This is a genomic window from Ruegeria sp. YTSC002, assembly GCF_059609845.1.
The window spans coordinates 106,840-131,914 of the sequence record NZ_JBXWML010000003.1 but is presented as its reverse complement, the minus strand read 5'-3'; the positions used below and the strand labels follow the sequence as shown (position 1 = coordinate 131,914).

The window sequence follows — 25,075 nt, the reverse complement described above, 5'->3', positions numbered from 1 at the left end:
TTGTTCACAATGTCGCTTTGAAGTTGGGCAAGAATTGGGCGCAAAAGAACCAATTGTAGGGAAATGGGCGACGATGCCGCCCATTTCAAACGTATTATCCACCGCCGCCGGCGCCGTCCTGCGCGGTCACTTCCTGAATTATGCTTACAGAGGTCGCGCTTTCCACATACTCGCGGTAAACGATCTCAGCGTATTTGCCGTCCAGAAGTTGCGGGTTGCGATCAACGAATCCTGAAACTTCGGTAACCGTTCTGCGATTCCTGCGATCGCGGTTCTGCGTAGCGATCAGCGGTTGCGTTTTGCCGAATGATACCACCGCCTCAAGCCGCGAGCGCGAGATGCCCTGCTGCCCCAGAAACGCGACGACTGCTTGCGCGCGGCGAAGGCCAAGGCTTTTGTTGTAGCTGGTTGACCCCACGGCATCCGTATGCCCGTAAACGCGGAACCGGGCCTCGGGGAACTGTTTGATCCAGTCAGCCTGTTGCAAAAGAATGCGCTGAGCTGAAGCATCCAGTTGCGAGCTGTTGAACGCAAAGTTCACCTGGCTGGGTACATCTGCGGCAAACCTGCGGCTGAGAATTTGCGCATAGGTCAACTCGCCGCTTTGAACCTGGACGTTGTTGAGCGTCGCGTTTCCGAAAGTGCCTGCGTCGATCTCGTACCCGGCCTCGCGGGTACAGGCGGCGACAGCGACCGAAAGACCCAGTGTGATAATCCACTTATGCATTGGTCCTATCCTCCTGATCAATCTAGGACGTAGCCGTAGGAGCTGCCGAAGTTCTGTTTGGCAACCTCTGACGCTCCGCCGGCGCCCGTACGCTGTGTGCGCGCCACCCGGCCGTTCAAGAACAAGTCAAATTCGCTGGGCGGTTTGACCCGATCGGTTGGAAGCGCAAGAGTTTCGCCCCGAGTCGGTGAAACCAGATGCGCCGTGATGATAACGACGAGTTCACTTTGCTCGCGCTGGTAGTTGGCGCTGCGGAACAACGCGCCCAGAACCGGCACATCTCCCAACCATGGAATCTGGTTGCTCAGATCCGCGAAATTGTCCTGGATCAGGCCTGCAATGGCAAAGCTTTCACCATCGCGAAGTTCGATCGTTGTTTTTGCCCGGCGAGTGATGAAACTGGGAACCGAATCCCCGTTGATGGTGAAATCCGAGCTTTGATCGATACTTGAAACGGCCGTGCCCATTTCAAGATTGATCAGATCGCCGTCCACGACGCGTGGAATAAAGTCCATCTCGACGCCGAAGGCCTTGTATTCGATGGCCACAACGCCGTCATCCTGCGGTACCGGAATGGGGACTTCGCCACCGGCCAGGAATGATGCCTCCTGGCCGGACAGAGCGGACAGATTCGGCTCGGCCAGGCTGCGGGCCAACCCCTTGGCTTCCAGTGCTTCCAGCAACAGGCGAACCTGCGTCGAACCCGCGCCGAACCCAAACAGGATTGCGCCTGTATTGGCTTGAACAGTCGGAATGTTGTTCGCCAAAGCGTTGTTCAGCGCGAACTGGTTGTTGAGCGTATTGATGCCCCCCGTAACGTCACTTCCGCCGAAACCAAGCGATGCCGTCAGGCTTTTGGCGACCGAGCGGTTCATCTCGGCAAAGCGGACTTTCAGCATGACCTGCTGGACACCACCGACCGACATCAGGTTCGAGACACGATCGGGGGCATACCGTTCAGCCAGTTCCAGCGCGCGTGCCAGTTTGGCCGAGCTGGAGATCGTACCGGACAAAACAATACCATCATTGGCTGTGCGAACTTCTATGGGTTCGTTGGGCAGGATCTGACGCAGACGTTCCTTGAATTCCGTAACATCCGGTGCGACCCGGACGCGGACATTGGCCAAAAGATTGCCCGCGCCGTCAAACAGCGTCAGCGTGGTCAGGCCCGGGGCCTTGCCCAGAACATAGATCGTGCGCTCCGACAAAGAAGAGATATCGGCAATGCCGGCGTTGGCAATGCTGAGCTCTGCGAAAGGTTGCTCGCTTTCTACGACGATTGCGCGGTTCATCGGGACATCAAGTGTTTCCACCGTCCCTTTTTTCACCACGCGTAAAGTTTCAGCCCAGGCGGTGTCGCCAATGGGGGCCATAACAAGCGACAACCCCAGCAGGGTTGCGCTGATCCAGGAACGTATTGTCATGTGACCTGCCTCTCCGATCACGCCTCGTTTTTTTGGGTCTTATGCCCTATGGGATGAGAGACTGCGCGAATTCCGAATTTATTGCAATAATCAATGGTTTCCGTAAGTTTCCTTATGTGGGGAATTGGCAACAATCGCAAAAAAATGAGCCGCACCAAGGGTGCGGCTCTGAACCTGTAACGTTCTGAATTGGCGTCAATTTGTGCAGGGGATAGGCACATTTACGATTTCGCCACCACGGCGGATGCGTGTTGTGCATACCTTTTCGATTTTTGCCTCGGGTTCCGGGGCAGTTTTCTGAATTCCCAACAGTTTGTTTTGGTCCACCTCAATCGTGGACGCAACGGATTCATCCTGTACGCCAACCAAAGCCAGGGAAAGACGCCCCGTGTTCTGGGCCTGTGCCAGCGCGGCGACCTGTTCCGGTGTGGCCGCAACCGTAACTGTACGTGCAATGGTCGTGTTGGTGACGTCCGAACCAGCGGTCTGGTCGACGGCAATGAGTTGCACGTTGGTTTCGATCAGTCGGGTGATTCCGCCGCTGCTCCCTTCGATCGTTCCACTGGAACCGGTCCAATAGATGTCGACAGTGTCTCCGGGCCGCAGGAATCCGGAAACGCCCGAGGCCACGTCAACGCTGATTGCGAAGGCGCGCATACCTTTTTCCAGACGTGACGTCAGCCCGGCTTTTTCGCCCGGACGAGTGATCTTGACCTCCATGATCGCTTCGTCTTTTTCCATTGCCCTCAAAACGAAACGTTCATTTGCGCCGCTTTCGGGGAACAGGGCTGTGAGCTCGGTGAATGTACCTTCGGGGATCGCGTTTTCCGGCCAGTCAACAGCGCGGATATCTTCCTCTGTCAACCGCTCGCCGTATTTCAGAGCGCGATTCGACACAAAGACAGTGACAGTTGGAACGACATCAACTTTGGCATTGGCCAGGGCCTCTTCCGCAGCAAGTCTTTGGCGTGCCAACTCGCTTTGGTATTCCGCGATATAGTTTCGCGCCATGTAGACGGCGCCCCCGGCCAGTGCAATGCCGACAATCAGGACAAGTCCGAAAACTGCTCGCATGCGTGTACCTCATTCTTTTGTTTGGTCGAATACTTAGCGGCCAAGGAACCACATTGAAACAGCCTATTTGCTAACCGCAAATTGTGTCGAAATGTGGGACAAATATGCCTGATTGTCAGATTCTGCGCCATCTTCCGCACAATTATTCATGGTGAGCGTTGCCTTTCCTCACGATTGCCAGCGGATCGTGCGCAACAAAAGAGCGCCGCACCCCATGGGCGCAGCGCTTTGCTTCGAAACGATTAAGCGTAACGTCTTTGGAAAACAGCTGATGCGTACACCTGCCGCGACTTAGTTTCCGCCGCCAGCGGTTCCCGCCGTGATAATACCCGAGGGTGCAGTGTTCGACCCGGTGCTGACGACGGCGTTGTTCATGGCCCCGTTGATATTGCCACCCATGCTGTTGACGCTTGAGCTGATGACAAGGTAGGTCGCGCCCGACAATCCGATGACCACGGCGGTCAATACCACCCAGTCAACTGTCACCGCTCCTGCTTCGTCGGATTTAAACTGATTAAGGAACCTGAACATGTTCTTATCTCCAAATACGTCGCGTCAGTGCCACCGACAGGTTGGCCCATAACTGGTTCGTGCGGATGGCGAAATTTGGGCTAAATATTGATTTCGTAAGGAAATTTTGAAACCCTGGTAAGTTTTGCACGTTGGTCGGGTTGATCGGGGCAGAAGAAACGCAGCCATTTCAGCAAGGCACCGTGGTCGTCGCGATTGCCTTCACAGCTTGCCTGCCTGCAAGATTTAGTGAAATTGAGATTGGGCAGTTTCAGGTCACAAAAAAAGGCCGCGCCCGTTGAGCGCGGCCTTGGGAATTCTCTAGGTCAGCAACTTAGTTGCTTTTGCCTTCGCCGGTGATACCACCTGTCGCGGTGTTGCTGCCGGTGCTCAGCGATGCGGCGTTCAGCGCTTCGTTTACGCCGGTTGCCAGGCCAGTGGCGCCAGCCGAGATCTGCTGATATGCAACGGCGGCCAGGCCGATGACTGCTGCGGTCAGAACAACCCAGTCAACTGTTACTGCGCCGTCTTCGTCTTTGCGGAAGTTCTTGATGAACTTGATCATGTTACGTCCCTCCTAAAGGATCAAAAAGAGTTTAACAAACCTCGGCGTCTTTCAGAGCTTTCTCTCTCAGTCCGCTCATGTCCGTCTCGGTATGGGACTATGTTTGACTGTTGGGCATGGCAGGAATTGGGCCAAACACCGATTTTTTTTCGCGCAGCTTAACTTTTTGGTTATAAATTGGATAACTATATGAAAATAAAGGGTAAAAAAATCACCACGATTGAGCCGAAGGCTCTGTAGCGATGCAAAATTGCGCCAAATGAGGCGAAACTGCCCCATTTCGCTTTGTTTTTCTGGCCTTGCGGGAAGATTCGGGGTTCAAATCGCCTAAAAAGAAAACACGAGGCAGGCAAATGAATCTCCGGAACGCACTTCAATGCGCCGGTGTGCTGGCGTTTCTGATATCGGGCATCGCATCCGTAAATGCGACCGAGACAGAGCCGCGCGGCGTATACAAACGCGTCAAAGCCCCAAAACCCGGTGAACGTCCGCGTGTGACCGTGCAGATCACACCGGAAGAACACGCAGCCAAGCCTTCAGCGCCCAGCACGGGCACTGAACTGGTGGTGCCGGAAATCATCGCGCGCACCAAAGTCGCTCCGCTGCCGGCGCCCGGTGCGGAGGTCAAACGAGACCCCAATGGATCGTACAAGGCTTTCTGGAACCGGATTTCACCGCACATTGATGAAGGCGGGGCCGGGCGGCTTGACGCGGCCATCAACGCCCTGGCCGCAACCAACGTGAGATCACCGCGACTGCAATCGCTGCAAGATATCGCAAAGGAACGCGGGATCGAGATCCTTCGTTCCACTGTGGGAACCAATGTTTCACCTGCGCTGGTGCTTGCGGTCATCTCGGTGGAATCGGCCGGGCGCGCAGACGCGGTCAGTTCAGCAGGCGCGCAGGGGCTCATGCAGTTGATGCCCGCCACGGCGGCCAGATTCGGGGTAAAGGACAGCCTTCAGCCCTCTGAGAACATTGCGGGCGGTGTAAAATACCTCAACTGGCTGATGGAAGAGTTCGGGAATGATCCAATACTTGTATTGGCTGGATACAACGCGGGTGAGGGGGCCGTACGCAAACACAGCGGCGTGCCGCCCTATGCTGAAACCCGAGACTACGTGCCAAAAGTCCTCGCCGCGTTCCAGATCGCGCGGGCCTTGTGCACGACGCCGCCGGACCTGATTTCCGACGGCTGTGTTTTTCAGACTTCCAACTAAAAAGGCCCGCCGCGATCTGGCGGGCCTTTGCAATTGATCAGGAAACGATTGTCGCTTCCGTCGCGGCGCGCAGCTCGTCTTCGCTGACACCTTCCGCCAGTTCGACGATTTTCAGACCGCCTTCGACCACATCCAGCACACCCAGATTGGTGATGATGCGATCAACCACGCCCTTGCCGGTCAGCGGCAGGGTGCATTCCTTCAGCACTTTGCTGTCGCCGTGCTTGTTGGTGTGGTCCATCACCACGATGACCCGTCCGACGCCTGCAACCAGGTCCATCGCGCCGCCCATGCCTTTCACCAGCTTGCCGGGGATCATCCAGTTGGCCAGATCGCCTTTCTCATCGACCTCCATCGCGCCCAGGATCGCCGCCGCGATCTTGCCGCCGCGGATCATGGCAAACGACGTGGCGCTGTCGAAATAGGCCGTGCGGGACAACTCGGTGATCGTCTGCTTGCCCGCATTGATCAGGTCCGGGTCTTCTTCGCCCTCAAAGGGGAAGGGGCCCATGCCCAGCATGCCGTTTTCCGATTGCAGCGTGATGTCCTTGTCACCCACATAGTTTGCCACCAGCGTCGGGATGCCGATGCCGAGGTTCACATACATGCCGTCTTCCAGTTCCTCTGCCGCGCGTGCGGCCATCTGATTGCGGTCCCAGGGCATTATGCTTCCTCCTTCTTGCGGGTGGTGCGCTGTTCAATGCGCTTTTCGTGTTCGCCCTGAACGATGCGATGCACATAGATACCGGGCAGGTGGATGCAGTCGGGATCCAGCGAACCGCGCGGTACGATCTCTTCCACTTCGGCCACGCAGATCTTGCCGCAGGTCGCGGCAGGAACGTTGAAATTGCGGGCGGTCTTGCGGAAAACCAGATTGCCGGTGTCGTCGGCCTTCCAGGCCTTGACGATGGCCAGATCGGCAAAAATGCCTTCTTCCAGAATGTAGGTCTCGCCGTTGAAGTCCTTGTGCTCTTTCCCTTCGGCGATCACGGTGCCGACGCCGGTCTTGGTGTAAAAACCGGGAATGCCCGCCCCACCGGCGCGCATCCGTTCGGCCAATGTTCCTTGGGGGTTGAATTCCAGTTCCAGCTCACCACTCAGATATTGGCGCATGAACTCGGCGTTTTCACCGACATACGAGCTGATCATCTTTTTGACCTGCTTGGTCTGCAACAGGATGCCGATGCCGAAATCGTCCACGCCTGCGTTGTTTGACGCAAAGGTCAGGTCTTTGACGCCCGATTCCCTGATGGCCTCAAGCAACAATTCCGGAATGCCGCACAGGCCAAACCCGCCAGCGGCGATCAGCATGCCATCCGACAGCAGCCCATCGAGCGCCTCGGTGGCATTGGCATAGACTTTCTTCATGGAAAACTCCCCCAATGACATGGTGATGGGCTGGTTGTGCCGTCGCGTCACGGGGAAGTCAATGAAACCGGAGGCGGGGTCGTATTTCTACCAATGGAAAGAGCTGTTGCAATTGATCAGGCGGCTCAACATGTCCGCCGCACCATTATAGGAGGTTGATAACATGAAGCGAATTTGTGCCGAAACAACCGCTGGTGCTGCGCTTTTGGCTATGTCAGCTTATGAGCCTGAGCAGGCGGCGGTACTTCAGCTCGATGATAACAAGATCAAAGCTGTTGGTGCCGGATACTCTGAGAAGTCTTCATTTGAATCTGCAATTTCAACCGCCAATGAACGGTGTGCGCAGCAGGGCAAAGAGGCCTTCGTTCTGGCCAGCGATACCGGCTGTCAGGGGGTGGACAAGAATACAGCCCTGATCGTCTATGTCCTGACCGCCGCTGCCCAGAACTCAGGCCGCGCCCGGTTCCTCTCCAAGCTCAAGCGGTTCGGAAGACCGGCAGACGACGCTCGAAGTGCGGTGCGACCCTCAGCCATGGTCATTCGCTGACAGCCCACCGCAATGTCGAAAAGGCGATTGCAGGGGGCTTTTCCAACCCCGACCACCTGTCAGCCTAGGTTGTTGCTTTCTTGGTGGTTGCTTTCTTTTTGGACGTGGCCTTTTTGGGCGCGGCCTTTTTCTTGGTGCCTTTTTTGGCAGCGCGCTCGTTGACAAGCTCGATGGCCATCTCCTGCGTCACGTCCTCGGGTTTGATGTCCTTGGGGATCGTCGCGTTGACCTTTTCCCATTTCACGTAGGGCCCATAGCGCCCGTCCAGAACCTGCATCGCGCCGCCATCCGGATGCTCACCCAACTCTTTCAGAGGCTTCGCCGCGGCCCGCCGTCCCCGACCGGGGTTTGCCCGTTTTTCGGCCAGCAACTCAACGGCGCGGTTCATGCCGATCTCGAACACGTCATTGGGGTCTTTGAGGTTGGCATAGACCGGCTTTGCCTCCTCCGGCAGCTGATGCATCAGGTAAGGACCGAACCGCCCGAAATTCGCGCTGATCATGCCGCCTTCGGGGTGTTCGCCGATCTGACGGGGCAGGGACAGAAGCGTCAGAGCCTTTTCCAGGTCCATGTCATCCTTGCTCCACCCGCGCGGAAGGGATGCCCGCGGGGGCTTTTTGTTCTCGGGCGTGGGTTCGCCCCGCTGAACGTAAGGACCGAACCGGCCGGATTTCAACCAGATCTCATCCCCGGCATCTTCACCCAGCAGCCTTTCGTCACCTTCCGCGCCTTCACCGGCAATCGGGCGCGTATAGGTACATTCCGGATAGTTTCCGCATCCGACAAACCCACCGGTCCGCGAGGTCTTAAGGTGCAACTGACCGGTACCGCATTTCGGGCAGATATGTGGATCGGACCCATCCTCGCGCGGCGGGTAGAGCTGCGGAGCCAGAGCTTCGTCGAGCCTGTCCAGCACTTCGGAAATCCGCAGCTCGGACGTCTCGCCAATCGCGGCTGAAAAATCACGCCAAAACTTGCCCAGCAGGTCCTTGTAGTCGCGTTCCCCGGCGCTGACGTCATCCAGTTCTTTTTCCAGATTAGCGGTGAACTCATAGCCAACGTACTGCCGGAAGAAATTCAGCAAGAAGATCGTAACGATCCGCCCCTTTTCCTCGGGGATCAGCCGGTTCTTGTCCTTGCGGACATATTCCCGGTCCTGGATCGTCGTTACGATCGAGGCATAAGTTGATGGGCGCCCGATCCCCAGCTCTTCCATCCTTTTGACCAGTGTCGCTTCGGTATAGCGCGGGGGCGGTTGGGTGTGGTGTTGAAGGGCCAGAACGGATTCGTTCTCGGACAGGATCGCTTCTTTCGCGACCTTGTCGCCGCTGTCGCTGGTCGCCTTGGCAAACTGATCCTTCAGAGAGGTCTTGGCAAAACGGGCCGGATCGCCCTGCGTGATCTGTGGCAGACGCTTTTCATCCTCGTCCGCGACGTCATCCCGGCCTTCTTCGTACACCCGCATGAACCCATCGAACATTACGACCTGGCCCGTGGCGCGAAGGCCGACCTGACCGTCATCGCTGCCGATCTCGACGGTGGTGCGCTCCAGACGCGCGGCGGCCATCTGACAGGCGATGGTACGTTTCCAGATCAGATCATAAAGCTTGCGCTGATCCTCGTCTGTCACTTTCAGCGCCTTGGCATCGCGCGACATATCCGTCGGGCGGATACACTCGTGCGCTTCCTGCGCGTTCTTGGCCTTGTTTTTGTAGATACGCGGGCTGTCCGGTACATATTCCGCGCCGTAGCGATCAGCGATGGCCTCGCGGGTCGCGGCCACGGCCTCGGGCGCCATGTCGATGCCGTCGGTCCGCATATAGGTAATGTACCCGGCCTCATAAAGCCGCTGCGCCACCTGCATTGCGTGGCGCGCACCCATGCCGAACTTGCGGCTGGCTTCTTGTTGCAGGGTCGAGGTCATGAACGGCGCGCTGGGGTTGCGGGCGGCGGGTTTGGCCTCGACCGAGGTCACGCTCAGCGCGCGGCTGGTGATGGCCTGAACCGCCAGCTCGGCCTGCGTCGCATTGGCCAGATCGTGCTTGTCCAGCTTCTTGCCGGCCAGCGTGACCAGACGCGCCTCATAGGTCTGCCCGCGCGGTGTCTCGAACAGCGCCCGAACCGACCAGTATTCCACCGGCTTGAATGCCTCGATTTCCATCTCGCGTTCGACGATCAGGCGCAGACAGACGGATTGCACGCGACCCGCCGATTTAGCACCCGGCAGTTTGCGCCACAAAACCGGAGACAGGTTGAACCCCACCAGATAATCCAGCGCGCGGCGGGCCAGATAGGCCTCGACCAAAGGCATATCGACCTGACGCGGGTTCTGCATCGCCTCGGTCACGGCGTCCTTGGTAATGGCGTTGAAGGTCACGCGGCTGACGGGCGTATCCTTCTTGATCGAGCGGCGTTTGGTCAACGCCTCCTGTAGGTGCCAGCTGATCGCCTCGCCCTCGCGGTCGGGGTCGGTGGCGAGGATCAGCGCATTGTCTTCTTTCAACGCGTCGGCAATGGCCTTTACATGCTTGCGGCTGTCGTTGCCGACCTCCCATTTCATCGAGAAGTCATGCTCAGGATCGACCGATCCATCCTTTGGCGGCAGGTCCCGCACATGGCCGTAAGAGGCCAGAACTGTGTAGTCGGGGCCCAGGTATTTATTGATTGTTTTTGCTTTGGCCGGAGATTCTACAACAACTACGGGCATTTAAGGGGAATCCTCGCTCGACGAATTTGGCGCCTTCTATGGTGGTGCAAAATGTGTGGGGCAAGCAGGAATTGTCAATGCGTTCCTTTCGTCGGTGGAAAAGCGCCGTGATTTCAGTGCGCTACCACAGATCTTCAGAAACCGGGCACGCCGGAACGAGGGTTCGATCAACTTGCCAGCGACAGCAGACCTCCGGGCTGACGCTGGATTCGCCCATCAAGTTCAAGGTCGATCAGCGCCGGTCCAAGCTCACCGGCCGAGGCCGCGATATCCCGCAGCAATTGATCTTCGGCGATGGGCGAGGGGCCAAGCCGCGCGATGATCTGCTCGTGCAGGTTTCTTGCAGGGCGCGCGATTGGTTCCGAGGGCGGTTCGGTTGGCCGGGAAAACAGGTCGTCCTGCCGCGGCAAGGCTTCAATGACGTCTTCAGCGGATCGGACAAGTGTGGCGCCATCACGAATCAACAGATTGCAACCGGCGGCCCGCGCATCGAACGGATGGCCGGGAACGGCCAGAACCTCGCGCCCCTGATCCAATGCGTCCCGTGCCGTGATCAGACTGCCGGACTTGGCAGCAGCCTCGACGACGACAACCGCCTGCGCGAGGCCCGAAATGATCCGGTTACGACGCGGGAAGTGCCGCGCCTGCGGCGTCACGCCCATCGGTTGTTCTGAAATCCGCAAGCCGCTGGACGCGATATCATGGGCCAGTTCCGTGTTTTCGGCGGGATATATCACATCAACGCCACCGGCCATGACAGCCACCGTGCCGGTCTCCAGCGCGGCCATATGCGCGGCTGTATCGATGCCACGCGCCAGGCCAGAGACTATAACGTGCCCCTTGCTGCCCAGTTCGGTGGCCAGGCCACGGGCCATCCGCGCGCCGAGCGAGGAACAGTTTCGCGCACCGACCATCGCAATCGCTGGTTTTTGCAGCAGCGAAAGGTCTCCGATCGCCCAAAGCAGCGGCGGGGCTTCGTTCAGTTCAGCCAGGGTCGCGGGGAATTCAGCGGACCCAAGGCACAAAAGCCGCGCTTTGGCGGCTTTTGCGGCCCTGAGTTCCGCCTCGATCACGCCGGGGGGGCAGGTTTCATACCCTGTTATACCGGCGGCGCGTGCCATTTCAGGCAGCGCGGCCAGCGCGTTCTGCGCTGAGCCATGTTCGCGAAGCAGCCGACGAAATGTCGCCGGACCGACCTTGCGAGAACGCAACAGACGAAGCCACGAAAACCGGTCCTCTTCCGTGGTGGGTGGGAGTGGGGGGTGATTGGAAGAAAGCTGCTCTTCGGTCATCCGTTGCTCCGCCTTGTTGCAGAACTGGTTTACGGGACAGGCAGTTAACAGCTTGTGAATCGTTGAAAATTAGAAGTGTTTTTTTGCAATCTTGTCAGGGTTGTCGAATGTAAGATATTGATAATAAATAAAATAAAAAACTTTCAGTCAGAAGGAGCGCTTTGAACACTAAAGGCGATCTTCGCGAAAAAAGAGGCGCTGGGTTAACCCTGCGCCTCTTGGATTGCGCCGCGTCCGACTCAGGCGGCCGATCCGCCGACAGTCAGCCCGTCCATCAGGACGGTCGGCTGGCCAACACCCACCGGCACCCATTGCCCGTCCTTGCCACAGGTTCCCATGCCGGGGTCCAGCGCCATATCGTTGCCCAGCCCGCGGATGCGTTTCAAAGCCGAGGGCCCGTCACCGATCAGCGTGGCGCCCTTGACCGGCGCGCCGATTTTGCCGTTTTCGACGCGATACGCCTCGGTGCACGAGAAAACGAACTTGCCATTGGTGATGTCCACCTGACCGCCGCCGAAGCCAACCGCCCAGATGCCGTCCTTGATATCAGCCACCAGAGCTTGCGGATCGGCTTCGCCGCCCAGCATGATCGTGTTGGTCATGCGCGGCATGGGTTTGTGTGCATAGCTCTGCCGCCGCCCGTTGCCGGTTGGAGCAACCCCCATCAGCCGCGCGTTCTGGCGGTCCTGCATATAGCCGGTCAGGACGCCGTCTTCGATCAGCACCGTGCGCGCGCTGGGCGTGCCCTCATCATCCACGGTGATCGAGCCGCGACGATCAGCAATCGTGCCGTCATCCACCACGGTTACACCTTTGGAAGCAATCTGCTGACCCATCAACCCGGCAAAGGCCGAGCTGCCCTTGCGGTTGAAGTCGCCTTCCAGGCCGTGGCCGATGGCCTCGTGCAGCAGAATGCCTGGCCAGCCGGGGCCAAGCGCGACTTCCATGACACCGGCCGGTGCGGGAACTGCGTCCAGGTTGACCAGCGCAATGCGCAGCGCTTCGCGTACCTTGGCCTGCCAGTCGGCGGGGTCGATCAACCCGCTCAGGCCAACCCGGCCACCACCTCCGGCGGATCCGCTTTCGCGGCGTCCGTTCTGTTCGACAATGACCGAAACGTTCACGCGGGTCATGGGGCGCACATCACGGACCATCACACCATCGGGGCGCAGAATTTCGACCTCTTGCACGGCTGCCGCGATCGTGGCGCTGACCTGAACCACACGCGGGTCCAGATCGCGCGCGAAGGCGTCGATCTCACGCAATGTCTCGATCTTGACCGGGAACGCGGCGGATTCAATCGGGTCTTCGTCCGTATAGAGGCGCGTATTGGTGGAACGCGGAGCATCCGCCAGGACCCCGCCGCCATCCCCCACAGCCAGTCTTGCGGTTTCCGCCGCCCGCTTCAGGGCAGGAATCGAGACGTCTGTCGAATGCGCATATCCAGCCACTTCACCTTGTACGGCACGCAGCCCGAACCCTTCCGACGCATCGTAAGACGCGGTGCGCAGACGTCCGTCATCGAACACGAGAGACTCGGATTTCCGCCGCTCGACAAACAGCTCTCCGTCCTCGGCACCGTCCGTGGCCGAGCGCAAAATGGCAAGCGCTTCATCGTGCGGAAGAGCGCTTTCAAAGGGGTGAAACGGGGCGTCGGACATGGGTTGGGACCTTTCGGGTTTGATCCAGATCAAAAATAGCGTCTGTTTGACGCAAGCATTTTGCTTTATCTACCCGACGGAATATGGTTTTTAACGCGGCCAAAGACAACGGGAGAGGTGCGACCGATTCACACCTTTTCGCCAGGGACGCAAAGATCAAACGATCAGGACAGAACATGAAGAATGCTTTGATGCTTTCAGGGTTTATGACAGCCCTCTCCAGCCTTCCAGCCATGGCTCAGGAGCTTGAGATTATTGGCAAGCCGGTTGACGGCGGTATGGGTTTTCAACCCGCGGCTACCAGCCTTGCCACGGGAATTCAGCGTCTGGACGGCATGATTCTGGTGATCATCACCGCAATCTGCCTGCTGGTAGCCGGTCTGCTGGTCTACTGCATCGTGCGCTACAACGAACGTGTAAACCCCAAGCCGGCAAGGTTTTCGCACTACACCCCGGTTGAAATTGCCTGGACCCTTGGCCCCATCCTGATTCTGGTCTTTATCGGTGCGTTTTCGCTGCCGGTTCTGTTCAAACAGCAGGAAATCCCCGAAGGCGACATCACCATCAAAGTCGTGGGCAACCAGTGGTACTGGACCTATGAATATGTCGATCACGAATTCGCGTTCGACAGCTACCTGCTGGGTCATCCGGCCACTCTGGACGAGGGCGCGCGCCCGGCAGACGCGGACGTGACCCCGTTTGTTCTGGATGATGCCATGCGTGCCAAGCTGGCGGATGCCGGCTACAGCGAAGACGAATGGCTGCTGGCCACCGATACCGCCGTGGTCGTTCCGGTTGGCAAGGTTGTCGTGATGCAGGTTACCGCATCTGACGTGATCCACTCCTGGACCATCCCGTCCTTTGGCGTGAAGCAGGATGGCGTACCCGGTCGTCTGGCGGAGCTGTGGTTCCAGGCCGAGAAAGAAGGCATCTACTTCGGTCAGTGTTCGGAACTCTGCGGCAAAGACCATGCCTATATGCCGATCACCGTCAAAGTCGTCAGCCAGGAAGCGTATGACCAGTGGCTGCAAGGCGCGATCGAAGAATATGCGGGTCTGCCGCAAAACTATCAGGTTGCTTCGAACTGAGCACGCTGAGGGCGGGATGAAGCCCGCCTGACACGAAATGCAGGCTGTGCGGGCTGACCGCGCAGCTTTCGCCCCAAAAGGACCCGAGATGACCGACGCAAGCATCAATGCCAGCACAGCGACCGCCCACGCGGACGAGGCCAGCTTTGGCGATTACTTCGCCCTGCTGAAGCCGCGCGTGATGTCTCTGGTCGTGTTCACGGCGCTGGTCGGTCTGCTGGCGGCCCCGGTTCCGGTCCACCCCTTTGTCGGTTTCTGCGCCATTCTGTTCATCGCCATCGGCGGCGGCGCATCCGGTGCGCTGAACATGTGGTGGGATGCGGATATCGACAAGGTGATGAAACGCACCAAGGGTCGCCCGATCCCCTCCGGCAAGGTGGATGAGGGTGAGGCGATGGCCATCGGCCTGACCCTGTCGGGCCTGTCGGTTATCATGCTGGGCCTTGCGACCAACTGGTTCGCGGGCGCGTTTCTGGGCTTCACAATCTTTTTCTATGTCGTTGTCTACACGATGTGGCTGAAACGCTCGACGCCGCAGAACATCGTGATCGGTGGTGCGGCGGGCGCTTTCCCTCCGGTGATCGGCTGGGTGGCTGCAACCGGGTCCATGGCGGTTGAGCCGTGGCTGATGTTTGCCCTGACCTTCATGTGGACACCGCCGCATTTCTGGGCTCTGGCCCTGTTCATGCGCTCGGACTATGACGATGCGGGCGTGCCCATGCTGACCGTGACACACGGCCGCCGTGCAACGCGTGTACACATTCTCGTCTATACGGCCCTGCTGGCGATTCTGGCGGTGGGAACCGCGTTTTCTGGCATCGGTGGTCCCATCTACCTGACCGTGGCTCTGGTGTTGAACGCGTTGTTCCTGCGCGGCGCCTGGCAAATTTCGCGTCGGACCGAGGATGACTCGGAGGCCGACAACTTCAAGGTCGAACGCAGCTTTTTCAAACTTTCGCTGCTCTATCTCTTCCTGCATTTCGGCGCTGTTCTGGCCGAAGCCTTGCTGAAGCCCTATGGTTTGGGAGGATGGTCATGAGCCTGCGCAAAAGCCATGAACTGCATCAGCGCCGGTTCAGCCGCAATCTGGGCGTTGGACTGACGCTGGCTGCCTTTATCGTGATCATCTTTGGCCTGACCATCGTCAAGGTCTCGGGTACTGATTTCAACATGGCCACGCAGGAGGTGCAGAACTGATGGCGCTGTCTGGTCCTCAGAAAACGGTCGCCCAAACCGTGGGTGTGGTTGTCCTGATGGGCAGCCTGGCCTGGGCATCGGTACCGTTCTACGACTGGTTCTGCCGCGTTACCGGATTTGGCGGAACAACGGGTGTTGCCGAAGCCGCCCCCGAAGAAATTCTGGACCGCACGGTCACCGTACGGTTTGATGCATCCAAGGCCAAGGACATGGCCTGGGAATTCAAGCCCGTCGTCCGCGAGATGGAAGTGCGCATCGGCGAGACCGGACTGGCTTTCTATGAGGCCTACAATCCAACGGATCGCCCAATCGCGGGGCAGGCCTCATACAATGTGGCACCCTATTCGGCAGGCGGGTATTTTCAAAAGATTGCCTGTTTCTGCTTTGAAGAGCAGGTGCTGCAACCCGGTGAACGCGTAGAAATGCCGGTGACCTTCTTCGTCGATCCTGAAATGGTCGAAGATCTTGAAGCAAAGTATGTTCATACGATCACTCTGTCGTATACATTCTACGAAATCGACCTGCCCGAGGGCTATGCCGCCCTTGAAGCGCAGGCAGAAACAAACACGAACTAACGCCTGTAGGTGAGGGACGCTGATGGCACACGCTAAAAACCATGATTATCACATTCTGGCCCCGTCGATCTGGCCTCTGATCGGAGCTGTCGGCGGCTTTGTGATGTTGTTCGGAGCCGTCCTTTGGATGCACGGCGTGACGCCGTGGATGTTCTGGGCCGGTCTGGTCGCAGTTCTCTACACCATGTTCGCATGGTGGTCCGAAGTCGTTGTCGAGAGCCGCCAGGGGGACCACACTCCTGTGGTTCGCATCGGCCTGCGTTACGGTTTCATCCTGTTCGTCATGTCCGAGGTGATGTTCTTCTTTGCCTGGTTCTGGTCGTTCTTCAAACATCGCATGTACCCGATGTACGACTATGCCGGCACCGAATACATCCAGCCGGACATCCACGCCGTTGACCCGTTCCACCTGCCGCTGATCAACACTCTGGTCCTGTTGCTGTCTGGCTGTGCAATTACCTGGGCGCACCACGCGCTGGTGCATGACAATGACCGCAAGGCGCTGATCAACGGTCTGGCCATCGGTATCGTTCTGGGCATCGCCTTTACCGGGTTGCAGGCGTTCGAGTATTATGAGCTGCTGGCCCATGAAGGCTGGAAGTTTGGCGATGATCAGTTCTATTCGAACTTCTTCATGGCGACCGGCTTCCATGGCTTCCACGTCATTATCGGCACCATCTTCCTGTCGGTCTGCCTGATCCGGGCCCTCAAGGGCGACTTCACACCTGAAAAACATGTCGGGTTCGAGGCGGCCGCCTGGTACTGGCACTTCGTTGACGTTGTCTGGCTGTTCCTGTTCTTCGCGGTCTACATCTGGGGACAGGCTCCGCTGATGTAAGACCGATCAGCTGATCCAATTGCAAAAGCCGCCCCTTGGGGCGGCTTTTTCTCTATTCCGGGCGCAAGATTGCGCCCCATACAATTGCGTGGTTGCAATTTGGCCCGCACGCCCCTTAACAAGACGCCGGTTCCTGAAACGAGGTTTGACCCTGACATGCGCCGCATTCTGTTCCCGCTGATCTTCGGCCTTGCCGGTTTGGGCGTGCTGCTGTCGCTGGGCATCTGGCAGCTTCAGCGTCTGGCCTGGAAGCAGGAGGTGCTGGCCGAGATCGAAAGCCGAATCTCAGCCGCACCCACCGCCTTGCCCCGGCAGGTTTCAGAAGACTCTGACAAATATCTTCCGGTGACGGTTACGGGCGAGATGGAACCAGGCGAAATCCATGTGCTTGTTTCGGTCAAACAGGTGGGGGCAGGGTATCGGATCATCCAGTCGTTCAGCACCGAGGACCGCACAATCCTGGTGGATCGGGGTTTTATACCGACAACGGCCAAGCAAACGCCGCGTCTGACCGGCCCGATGGAGATCACCGGCAACCTGCACTGGCCGGATGAGGTCGACGGTTACACGCCTGAACCCGATATCGATGAAAACATCTGGTTTGCCCGCGACGTGCCAAATCTGGCCGCCGCTTTGGGGGCCGAGCCGGTGCTGCTGATCGCGCGGTCTCAGACCGACCCGAACGTGACGCCTTTGCCGGTGGATACGGCGGGAATTCCAAACGATCACCTGCAATATGCAATCACCTGGTTTGGCTTGGCTCTGGTCTGGGCTGTGATGACCGGGTATTTCCTGTGGCGCAACCGCGCCCCTTCTGAGAGAGAAGAGCAATGAAATACATCTCGACCCGTGGCCAAGCGCCAGAACTGACCTTTGAAGAGGCGATGCTGACCGGTCTGGCCCGCGACGGTGGTCTGTATCTGCCCGCCGAGATCCCCGTGATGAGCCATGACGAGATCGCGGCGCTTGCTGGGTTGTCCTATGAAGACATCGCATTCCGCGTGATGTGGCCTTATGTCAGCGGGTCCTTTGCCGAGGATGAGTTCAAGCAGATCATCGGCCGCGCCTATGAAGGTTTCGGCCATGACGCCCGCGCGCCGCTGAAGCAGTTGAACGAAAACCATTTTCTGCTGGAGCTGTTCCACGGGCCGACACTGGCCTTCAAGGATTTCGCCATGCAGTTGATCGGTCAACTGTTCCAGGTGGCCTTGAAGCGTCGCGGAGATCGCGTGACCATCGTCGGCGCGACCAGTGGTGACACCGGCTCGGCCGCTATCGAGGCGTTCCGGGGGCTGGACGCGGTGGACGTGTTCATCCTGTTCCCGCATGGCCGCGTGTCCGAGGTGCAGCGTCGCCAGATGACGACGCCTGCGGACAGCAATGTTCATGCTCTGGCCGTGGATGGCGATTTCGACGATTGTCAGGCCGCGCTGAAGGACATGTTCAATGATTTCGACTTCCGCGACGGTGTCAAACTGGCCGGTGTGAACTCGATCAACTTCGCGCGGGTGCTGGCGCAGATCGTTTACTACTTTTCATCCGCCGTCAGCCTCGGCGCGCCGCACCGCAAGGTCAGCTTCACTGTGCCCACCGGCAATTTCGGCGACATCTTCGCGGGCTATCTGGCCAAGCGCATGGGCCTGCCGATCGACCGTCTGGTCGTGGCGACCAACCAGAACGATATCCTGCACCGGTGTCTGTCGGGCGAGGGATATTTCAAGGGCGACACGATCCCATCGATCAGCCCGTCGATGGACATTCAGGTCAGCTCGAATTTCGAGCGCGCGCTGTATTACGCCTATGGCGAGGACGGTGGAGCCGTGGCGCAGTTGATGGATGAGCTCAAGTCCGGCGGTTTCAACGTCAGTCAGGGCGCGATGGAGGCGCTGCGCGAGACTTTCGACTCGGGCCGGGTGTCCGAGGACGAAACGCTGGCGACGATCAGGCATACGCTTGCCCACAGCGCGGAACTGGTCTGCCCGCACACTGCGGTCGGGATCAAGGTCGGTGAAGAACACCGTGCCACCGGCACCCCGATGATCACCTTGGCCACTGCGCACCCCGCCAAGTTTCCGGCCGCAGTCGAGAAGGCAAGCGACGTGCATCCGCCTCTTCCATCCCGCATGTCTGATCTGTATGAACGTCCGGAACGGGTGACCCGGATTGCCAACGATCTGGGTGCCATCGAGGATCATATCAAAGGGCACATCGCCGAGTGACTGTCAGACAAGACCAACTGAAGAACGGCTTTCGTATCGTCAGTGAACACATGCCGGGGCTGCAATCTGCGGCCATCGGCATCTGGGTGACCGCCGGTGGGCGGCATGAGCGGATCGAACAGAACGGCATCGCGCATTTCCTTGAGCACATGGCGTTCAAGGGAACCGAGCGGCGTTCGGCGCTGCAAATCGCCGAGGCGATCGAGGATGTGGGCGGGTATATCAACGCCTATACCTCGCGTGAGGTGACGGCCTATTATGCCCGGGTGCTTAAGGATGACGTGGCGCTGGCGATGGACGTGATCGGCGACATCGTCCTGAACCCGGTTTTCGACCCGCGCGAAATTGAGGTTGAGCGCGGCGTGATCTTGCAGGAGATCGGCCAGGCCTATGACACGCCGGACGATGTAATCTTTGATTGGTTGCAGGAGCAGAGCTATCACGACCAGCCTCTGGGCCGTACCATTCTGGGCCCGACCGAACGGGTCAGTGCGTTCTCGCGCGAGGATCTGTCGGGGTTCGTGGCCGAGCATTATGGCCCCGATCAGATGATCCTGTCCGCGGCCGGTGCCGTGGAACACGATCAGCTGATGAAAATGGCAGAAGAGATGTTCGGTCATCTGCAACAACGCACCGGGCTGATCGCCGAGCCTGCGCGTTTTACCGGCGGTGAAGCACGGCAGGAGAAAGAGCTGGAGCAGGCCCATTTCGCACTTGCGCTGGAAAGCCCGGGCTATCGCGACGATGCGATCTATACGGCGCAGATCTATTCCACCGCTTTGGGTGGTGGCATGTCTTCGCGGTTGTTCCAGGAGGTGCGCGAGTCGCGCGGTCTGTGCTATACGATCTTTGCCCAGACCGGTGCCTATGCCGATACCGGTACGACGACGATCTACGCCGGTACGTCGGCAGATCAGGTGGCAGAGCTTGCCACCATCACCATTGACGAAATGAAGCGCGCAGCCGAGGACATGACCACGGAAGAGGTTGCCCGTGCCCGTGCGCAGATGAAAGCCGGGATGTTGATGGGGCTTGAAAGCCCGTCAAACCGGGCCGAACGCTTGGCGCGGCTGGTTCAGATTTGGGGGCGGGTCCCGTCTCTGGAAGATACGGTGGCCCGGATTGATGCGGTCAGCACCGAAGATGTGCGCGTATTCGCCGAGCAGATGGCCGTCAACGCACCTGCCGCTTTGGCGCTGTACGGGCCGGTTTCGGGGGCGCCGACATTGGCCGAACTACAGGAGAGGCGGGCGGCGTGATGCTGTTGGGCAGACGCAAGCTGAAACTCGAGACTGCGCGGCTCAGCTTGCGCCCGCCTGTACATTCCGACTTCAACGATTGGGCCGCATTGCGGCGGGCCTCGAAAGACTATCTGACTCCTTGGGAGCCGATCTGGGCCAAGGACCACCTGAGCCGCAAATCCTTTACCAACCGTGTTTATTGGGCACAACGTTCTGTAGCGGCCGGGACGGCAATTCCGCTTTTTCTGTTTCGCCGCGAGGATGACGTCTTGGTTGGGGCTATCACGCTGGACAACATACGGCGCGGTCCCGCGCAGGCGGGCACATTGGGGTACTGGACCGGTCAGGCCTTTGCCCGACAGGGGTATATGCGTGAAGCCATCGGCGCGATGGTTCACCATGCCTTTACCCGTTTGGACCTGAGCCGGATCGAAGCCGCCTGCCTGCCGGAAAACCGGGCGTCGCGCGGGCTGCTGGAAAGCTCGGCCTTCAAGTATGAAGGCGTGGCGCAGTCTTATTTGCAGATCAACGGACGGTGGCGGACGCATGTTCTGTATGCCAGCCTGCGGTCCGATCGGCGCGGAAAAACCGACGCGGGATAGGGGGCGCTGCCCCCGTCGCGGCAAGCCGCGCCTCCCCCGGGATATTTGGGGCCAGATGAACAAGGGGCATGACTTGTGGGCGTTCTGCGCTACACTTCGGGAATGCGCTGTTTGATTGCGGCATTGATGGTGATTTCGGGCGGGGCCGCTGCGCAGGAGCGTCGGCCAAGCCACTGTATCGCCATTGCCGATGCGGCGCCCGGAATCGAGTATCTGCACAGGGCGGCCTGGCAGGATCCGGTACCGGAATTCTCGGTGAGGATCAGCTATATCGCGCACGCGTCCTTCATGATCCAGACCCGCGGCGGGCTGAATGCGGTGACGGACTTTACCGGGTTTATCGGCAGCGCAAACCTGATCCCGGACGTGGTGACGATGAACCATGCCCACGGCACGCATTGGACGGCCCATCCGGACCCGGCCATTCCGCATGTTCTGCCGGGATGGGGAGAGTTCGGGAAAGGTATCGAGCATCATCTGGATCTGGGAGAGATGCTGGTGCGCAATGTCTCGACCGATATCCGGTCTGTTTATGGTGGGGTCGAAGAGCGCGGCAATTCGATTTTTGTGTTCGAGGTTGAGGGGTTGTGCATCGGTCATCTGGGGCATTTGCATCATGTCCCGTCGGATGAGCAGTTTGCCGCGCTTGGGCGGCTGGATGTGGTCATGGCTGCCGTTGATGGCGGGACCACCATGCCTCTGCCCGAGATGATTGCGGTTCTGAAACGGCTGAAAAGTTCTGTCATCATTCCGATGCACTGGTTCTCGCAGTTTTCGCTGGATCGCTTCCTGGCGGATATCAGGGATACATTTCCGGTCGAGCGCGAAGGGGTGTCGGAAATCACCGTCTCATTGCGGAACCTTCCGGACCGACCCACGGTAGTGGTGCTTGAGCCGCGCTATCTGATTGATCTTGAATAAGGCTTGCGGCAATCGCATCGCTTGGGCATTGAATGCGTATGAGTTTGAACCCCGCTGATGACCGTTTTGCCGCGCTGGTCCGTTCGAAACTGGGCGACGGTGTGCTGCGCCCCGTAGAAGAACGGTATTTGGAAGAACCGCGCGGTCGGTTTGCCGGACAGATCGGCCTGCTGGCCTTGCCGCGCAATACCGAAGAGGTGGCGGTGCTGGTAGGATTGGCTGCGCAAGCGCGGGTCCCGATCGTGCCTTATGGCGGCGGCACCGGTCTGGTTGGCGGGCAGGTGATGTCAGAGGATCCGGCGCCTTTGCTGATCTCGTTGGAACGGATGACCGCCATCCGGTCAGTCTTTGCGACCGAGGACGTTCTGGTCGCCGAAGCCGGGGCCATTCTTCAAGACGTTCAGGCCGCAGCCGAGGCGGTAAACCGGTTGTTTCCTCTGTCGTTGGCGGCACAGGGATCCTGCCGGATCGGGGGCAACCTGTCGACCAATGCAGGGGGCGTCAACGTTTTGCGGTATGGCAACGCGCGCGACCTGTGCCTGGGGCTTGAGGCGGTGTTGCCCAGTGGCGAGATCTGGCACGGCCTCAGCCGGCTGCGAAAGGACAATACCGGCTATGACCTGCGCAATCTGCTGATCGGGGCCGAGGGGACGCTGGGGATCATCACTGCCGCATCGCTCAAGCTGTTCCCGCGACCCGCCGGTATCGGGACGGCGGTGTTTCAGGTGGCGTCTCCCGAAGCGGCGATCGACCTGCTGGCTTTGGCGCGGGACAGGGTGGGTGAGGCGGTCAGCACGTTTGAGCTGATCCACCGGCAGGGGCTTGATTTTCTGGCCGAGGTTCTGCCGGATGTTCGCCAACCGTTCCGCACGCCGCCAGAGTGGAGCGTATTGATCGAGCTGGGTCTGGCTGACGGGCAATCACCATTTGCCGCGTTGGAGGAACTCTTTGTTCGCGCTGACGAACTTGGTCAGGTTCAGGACGGAGTAATCGCCCAAAGTGAAGCGCAGCGGGCCGATTTGTGGGCGGTGCGCGAACGCATCCCCGAAGCCAATCGTCTGATCGGGTCAGTGTCGAGCCATGATATCTCGATCCCGATTTCCAGAATCCCCGACTTCATTCGCGATGGCAGAGACTTGATTGCGGGTCTCGGGCCCTTTCGGATCAATTGCTTTGGCCATCTTGGTGACGGCAATCTGCATTACAACGTGTTCCCGCCCAAAGGGCAGAGCCGATCGGATTTCGAGGACCAAAGAGGCATGATCAAGCGGGCCATACATGATCTGGTTGACGCCTTTGACGGCTCGGTCAGTGCTGAACATGGGGTGGGGCGCCTCAAGACCGAGGATCTGGAACGCTATGGCGATCCGGCCAAGCTGGGCGCAATGCGGGCCATCAAACTGGCATTGGATCCGCAGGGCATCATGAACCCCGGCGCGGTCCTGAAAGGGTGAACACGGCCCCGGGCTTTGGGCCGTGTCCAGGTGTTTTCCTACGATGCAGGCAGGATCACCTTGTCGATCACATGGATCACGCCGTTCTTGGTTTCGATGTCGGCCTGAACAACGTTGGCGTCATTCACCATCACACCTGAATCCAGGTCGATCGTGATATCACCGCCTTGAACGGTTGCAGCGGTCATGTCGTCGCTCAGATCACCTGACATCACTTTGCCCGGCACGACATGGTAGGTCAGAATGGCAACCAGTTGATCCTTGTTTTCGGGCTTCAGCAAGTCTTCGACCGTACCTTCGGGCAAAGCCGCGAATGCGTCATCAGTGGGGGCAAAAACGGTGAAAGGACCTTCGCCCTTGAGTGTGTCCACCAGTTCGGCGGCCTGAACCGCCGCGACGAGTGTTTCAAAGCTGCCAGCGGCGACAGCCGTGTCGACAATGTCCTTGCCGTGACCATCGGCGATTGCAGCAGTGCTGAACAGGATCGAGGCGACACCGGCGGCGGCGAATTTGCGGAACATGAGCTTAACTCCCTGGGTTGAAATGCTTCAAGCAGCATCACCCAATATACGGGGCAGCCTGACCACAAGATCACTTGAGTCGATCCGTTTTGCGGCTTGATCGGCGCGAAAACCGCGCTAAGCCTGCCCGGTTTTCGGTTTCCAATCACGTTTTTGTGAAAAACTCCTGGTCAGAGCCCCTCGAATTCGCACAGGACATGCACGTCCATGCCCATCTCTTCCAACACTTTACGGCCACCAAGATCGGGCAGGTCAATAATGAAGGCGCACGAGACGATTTCGCCCCCAAGCCGCTCGATCAGCTTGATACCCGCCGCGGCAGTTCCGCCCGTAGCCAGCAGATCGTCGACCACCAGAATCTTTTCGCCGGGTTGGATGGCATCGTCATGGATCTCGACGATCGCCTCTCCGTATTCCAACTTGTAGTCCTGACTGATTGTTGTGCCGGGCAGTTTGCCTTTTTTGCGGATCGGGACAAAACCGACGCTCAACTGATGTGCAATCGCGCCGCCCAGAATAAAGCCGCGTGCTTCAAGCCCGACTACTTTGTCGATCTGCTCACCGGCATAGGGGTGCAGCATCTGGTCAATTGCCATTCGAAACCCGCGGGGGTCGGCAAACAGGGTTGTCACATCCCGAAACATGATCCCTTCATGGGGGAAATCGACGATGGTTCGGATATAATCTTTGACAGATTTGTTTCTGGACATGGGCCAACCTTTTAGCGTCAAACAGCAATATTGTGTTTGGCCCAAGAGGGTTGGCCATGCAAGGAACAATTCCGCGGCCGGATCAGCACGGGTGCGAGGTTGCAGCGTTGAGCAGGACAAAAACCGGGGCAACCTTTGCGCCGGCCACGACAATTGCCCGACCCGTTTGATTGCTTGCTGCCACCTGTTCCAAACAGCCCCGGCGCTCGGATTTCCAGGAGCGCGATGAGCAAGCTGTCTGGTTTGCAATTCGACATGTCCGGGTCTCAGGCGTCGTCGGCTTCAATTGAATGGAAATGGCTCAAGAACTGCCAGAAGGTTGCACGGTTCATTGTCAGTTCCTATCCTTGCCGTTAAGTGCCCGATAACGACAAAATCTATGCTATGGATATACACAGCATCGCCAGATAGAGCATAACTTCGTTGGGAAAAAATGCACGTGGCCGGGAATGAAGGCAAAGGGTCGACCAAGAAAAACAGTCAGTTGGTCTTGCGCCTCGACAGGGATGAACGAGACTCGTTTGTCGAGCTTTGCAAAGAGCTGGACACGTCTGCTGCGCGTGAAATCCGCAGGTTCATCCGCGGATTCATGAAAGAACACGCCGAAGACTGAT

Annotated in this window: 26 protein-coding genes; 14 read left to right on the top strand and 12 right to left on the bottom strand. The window is 58.6% G+C overall.

The annotated features are described in order from the left end of the window. Positions 1-94: 94 nt before the first annotated feature. The 5 genes from AC2FFD_RS08250 to AC2FFD_RS08230 all read right to left on the bottom strand — a co-directional run bounded on the left by AC2FFD_RS08250 (position 95) and on the right by AC2FFD_RS08230 (position 4,300). The gene (locus tag AC2FFD_RS08250; RefSeq protein ID WP_480685369.1) at positions 95-727 is read right to left on the bottom strand and encodes an OmpA family protein; all 633 of its coding nucleotides are present in this window, start codon (positions 725-727) and stop codon (positions 95-97) included. A 17-nt stretch (positions 728-744) separates the two neighbouring features. After that, positions 745-2,151 (bottom strand): type II and III secretion system protein family protein, encoded by a 1,407-nt coding sequence (locus AC2FFD_RS08245; protein ID WP_170344993.1) that lies wholly within the window; start codon positions 2,149-2,151, stop codon positions 745-747. Between the two features lie 195 nt (positions 2,152-2,346). After that, positions 2,347-3,225 (bottom strand): Flp pilus assembly protein CpaB, encoded by an 879-nt coding sequence (gene cpaB, locus AC2FFD_RS08240; RefSeq protein ID WP_170344994.1) that lies wholly within the window; start codon positions 3,223-3,225, stop codon positions 2,347-2,349. A 291-nt stretch (positions 3,226-3,516) separates the two neighbouring features. Continuing rightward, a complete protein-coding gene (locus AC2FFD_RS08235; protein WP_496872805.1) occupies positions 3,517-3,756 on the bottom strand; it encodes a hypothetical protein in 240 nt (79 codons plus the stop codon). Between the two features lie 313 nt (positions 3,757-4,069). Further along, positions 4,070-4,300: a Flp family type IVb pilin gene (locus AC2FFD_RS08230; RefSeq protein WP_117869713.1), complete on the bottom strand. Its 231-nt coding sequence runs from the start codon at positions 4,298-4,300 to the stop codon at positions 4,070-4,072. A 353-nt stretch (positions 4,301-4,653) separates the two neighbouring features. Here AC2FFD_RS08230 and AC2FFD_RS08225 point away from each other — a divergent pair, with 353 nt between their 5' ends. Beyond that, positions 4,654-5,520, top strand: coding sequence for a lytic transglycosylase domain-containing protein (locus AC2FFD_RS08225; RefSeq protein WP_496872804.1), 867 nt, complete (start codon positions 4,654-4,656; stop codon positions 5,518-5,520). A gap of 37 nt (positions 5,521-5,557) precedes the next feature. On the opposite strand, the gene AC2FFD_RS08220 is transcribed toward AC2FFD_RS08225, so the two are convergent. Both AC2FFD_RS08220 and AC2FFD_RS08215 read right to left on the bottom strand, forming a co-directional pair. Then, a complete protein-coding gene (locus tag AC2FFD_RS08220) occupies positions 5,558-6,184 on the bottom strand; it encodes a CoA transferase subunit B (RefSeq protein ID WP_152457252.1) in 627 nt (208 codons plus the stop codon). Further along, positions 6,184-6,888: a CoA transferase subunit A gene (locus AC2FFD_RS08215; RefSeq protein WP_171117520.1), complete on the bottom strand. Its 705-nt coding sequence runs from the start codon at positions 6,886-6,888 to the stop codon at positions 6,184-6,186. Before AC2FFD_RS08215 ends, AC2FFD_RS08220 begins: the two co-directional genes overlap by 1 nt. A gap of 163 nt (positions 6,889-7,051) precedes the next feature. Between AC2FFD_RS08215 and AC2FFD_RS08210 the strand changes: the two genes are divergently transcribed. Further along, the gene (locus AC2FFD_RS08210) at positions 7,052-7,435 is read left to right on the top strand and encodes a hypothetical protein (RefSeq protein WP_496872803.1); all 384 of its coding nucleotides are present in this window, start codon (positions 7,052-7,054) and stop codon (positions 7,433-7,435) included. 64 nt (positions 7,436-7,499) lie between these two features. Here AC2FFD_RS08210 and topA read toward each other — a convergent pair whose 3' ends face one another. The 3 genes from topA to tldD form a co-directional block, all read right to left on the bottom strand. Further along, entirely contained in the window at positions 7,500-10,142 is a 2,643-nt protein-coding gene (topA, locus tag AC2FFD_RS08205; RefSeq protein WP_496872802.1) for a type I DNA topoisomerase, read from the bottom strand. Between the two features lie 167 nt (positions 10,143-10,309). Then, complete coding sequence (gene dprA, locus AC2FFD_RS08200) at positions 10,310-11,434, bottom strand: DNA-processing protein DprA (RefSeq protein WP_257600228.1); 1,125 nt, start codon at positions 11,432-11,434, stop codon at positions 10,310-10,312. 239 nt (positions 11,435-11,673) lie between these two features. Beyond that, complete coding sequence (gene tldD / locus AC2FFD_RS08195; RefSeq protein WP_496872801.1) at positions 11,674-13,095, bottom strand: metalloprotease TldD; 1,422 nt, start codon at positions 13,093-13,095, stop codon at positions 11,674-11,676. Positions 13,096-13,271: 176 nt separating this feature from the next. Between tldD and coxB the strand changes: the two genes are divergently transcribed. The 11 genes from coxB (at position 13,272) to AC2FFD_RS08140 (ending at position 23,230) form a co-directional block, all read left to right on the top strand. Continuing rightward, a complete protein-coding gene (coxB, locus tag AC2FFD_RS08190; RefSeq protein ID WP_170345002.1) occupies positions 13,272-14,183 on the top strand; it encodes a cytochrome c oxidase subunit II in 912 nt (303 codons plus the stop codon). A gap of 88 nt (positions 14,184-14,271) precedes the next feature. Beyond that, positions 14,272-15,222 (top strand): heme o synthase, encoded by a 951-nt coding sequence (gene cyoE, locus AC2FFD_RS08185; protein WP_257600230.1) that lies wholly within the window; start codon positions 14,272-14,274, stop codon positions 15,220-15,222. After that, complete coding sequence (locus AC2FFD_RS08180; protein ID WP_162896804.1) at positions 15,219-15,380, top strand: cytochrome c oxidase system small membrane protein; 162 nt, start codon at positions 15,219-15,221, stop codon at positions 15,378-15,380. The genes cyoE and AC2FFD_RS08180 overlap by 4 nt, the downstream gene beginning before the upstream one ends. After that, on the top strand, positions 15,380-15,955 hold the full coding sequence (locus tag AC2FFD_RS08175) for a cytochrome c oxidase assembly protein (protein WP_170345004.1): 576 nt from the start codon (positions 15,380-15,382) through the stop codon (positions 15,953-15,955). Before AC2FFD_RS08180 ends, AC2FFD_RS08175 begins: the two co-directional genes overlap by 1 nt. A gap of 22 nt (positions 15,956-15,977) precedes the next feature. Then, on the top strand, positions 15,978-16,793 hold the full coding sequence (locus tag AC2FFD_RS08170) for a cytochrome c oxidase subunit 3 (protein ID WP_170345005.1): 816 nt from the start codon (positions 15,978-15,980) through the stop codon (positions 16,791-16,793). Between the two features lie 156 nt (positions 16,794-16,949). Next, positions 16,950-17,627, top strand: coding sequence for an SURF1 family protein (locus AC2FFD_RS08165; RefSeq protein ID WP_496872800.1), 678 nt, complete (start codon positions 16,950-16,952; stop codon positions 17,625-17,627). Continuing rightward, a complete protein-coding gene (thrC, locus tag AC2FFD_RS08160; RefSeq protein WP_171616270.1) occupies positions 17,624-19,012 on the top strand; it encodes a threonine synthase in 1,389 nt (462 codons plus the stop codon). The genes AC2FFD_RS08165 and thrC overlap by 4 nt, the downstream gene beginning before the upstream one ends. Next, the gene (locus tag AC2FFD_RS08155) at positions 19,009-20,271 is read left to right on the top strand and encodes a M16 family metallopeptidase (RefSeq protein ID WP_425079778.1); all 1,263 of its coding nucleotides are present in this window, start codon (positions 19,009-19,011) and stop codon (positions 20,269-20,271) included. The genes thrC and AC2FFD_RS08155 overlap by 4 nt, the downstream gene beginning before the upstream one ends. Beyond that, positions 20,271-20,855 (top strand): GNAT family N-acetyltransferase, encoded by a 585-nt coding sequence (locus AC2FFD_RS08150; protein WP_117869702.1) that lies wholly within the window; start codon positions 20,271-20,273, stop codon positions 20,853-20,855. The genes AC2FFD_RS08155 and AC2FFD_RS08150 overlap by 1 nt, the downstream gene beginning before the upstream one ends. Positions 20,856-20,957: 102 nt before the next feature. Then, complete coding sequence (locus AC2FFD_RS08145; RefSeq protein ID WP_425079867.1) at positions 20,958-21,776, top strand: MBL fold metallo-hydrolase; 819 nt, start codon at positions 20,958-20,960, stop codon at positions 21,774-21,776. A gap of 38 nt (positions 21,777-21,814) precedes the next feature. Beyond that, positions 21,815-23,230: an FAD-binding oxidoreductase gene (locus AC2FFD_RS08140; protein WP_496872799.1), complete on the top strand. Its 1,416-nt coding sequence runs from the start codon at positions 21,815-21,817 to the stop codon at positions 23,228-23,230. A gap of 38 nt (positions 23,231-23,268) precedes the next feature. Here the strand turns inward: AC2FFD_RS08140 and AC2FFD_RS08135 are convergent, their stop codons facing one another. Next, positions 23,269-23,751: a fasciclin domain-containing protein gene (locus AC2FFD_RS08135; protein WP_170345010.1), complete on the bottom strand. Its 483-nt coding sequence runs from the start codon at positions 23,749-23,751 to the stop codon at positions 23,269-23,271. A 170-nt stretch (positions 23,752-23,921) separates the two neighbouring features. Continuing rightward, positions 23,922-24,461: an adenine phosphoribosyltransferase gene (locus tag AC2FFD_RS08130; RefSeq protein ID WP_170345011.1), complete on the bottom strand. Its 540-nt coding sequence runs from the start codon at positions 24,459-24,461 to the stop codon at positions 23,922-23,924. Between the two features lie 439 nt (positions 24,462-24,900). Between AC2FFD_RS08130 and AC2FFD_RS08125 the strand changes: the two genes are divergently transcribed. Beyond that, positions 24,901-25,074 carry a hypothetical protein gene (locus AC2FFD_RS08125; protein WP_170345012.1) on the top strand — a complete coding sequence of 58 codons (174 nt, stop codon included), beginning with the start codon at positions 24,901-24,903 and terminating at the stop codon, positions 25,072-25,074. Position 25,075 lies beyond the last annotated feature (1 nt).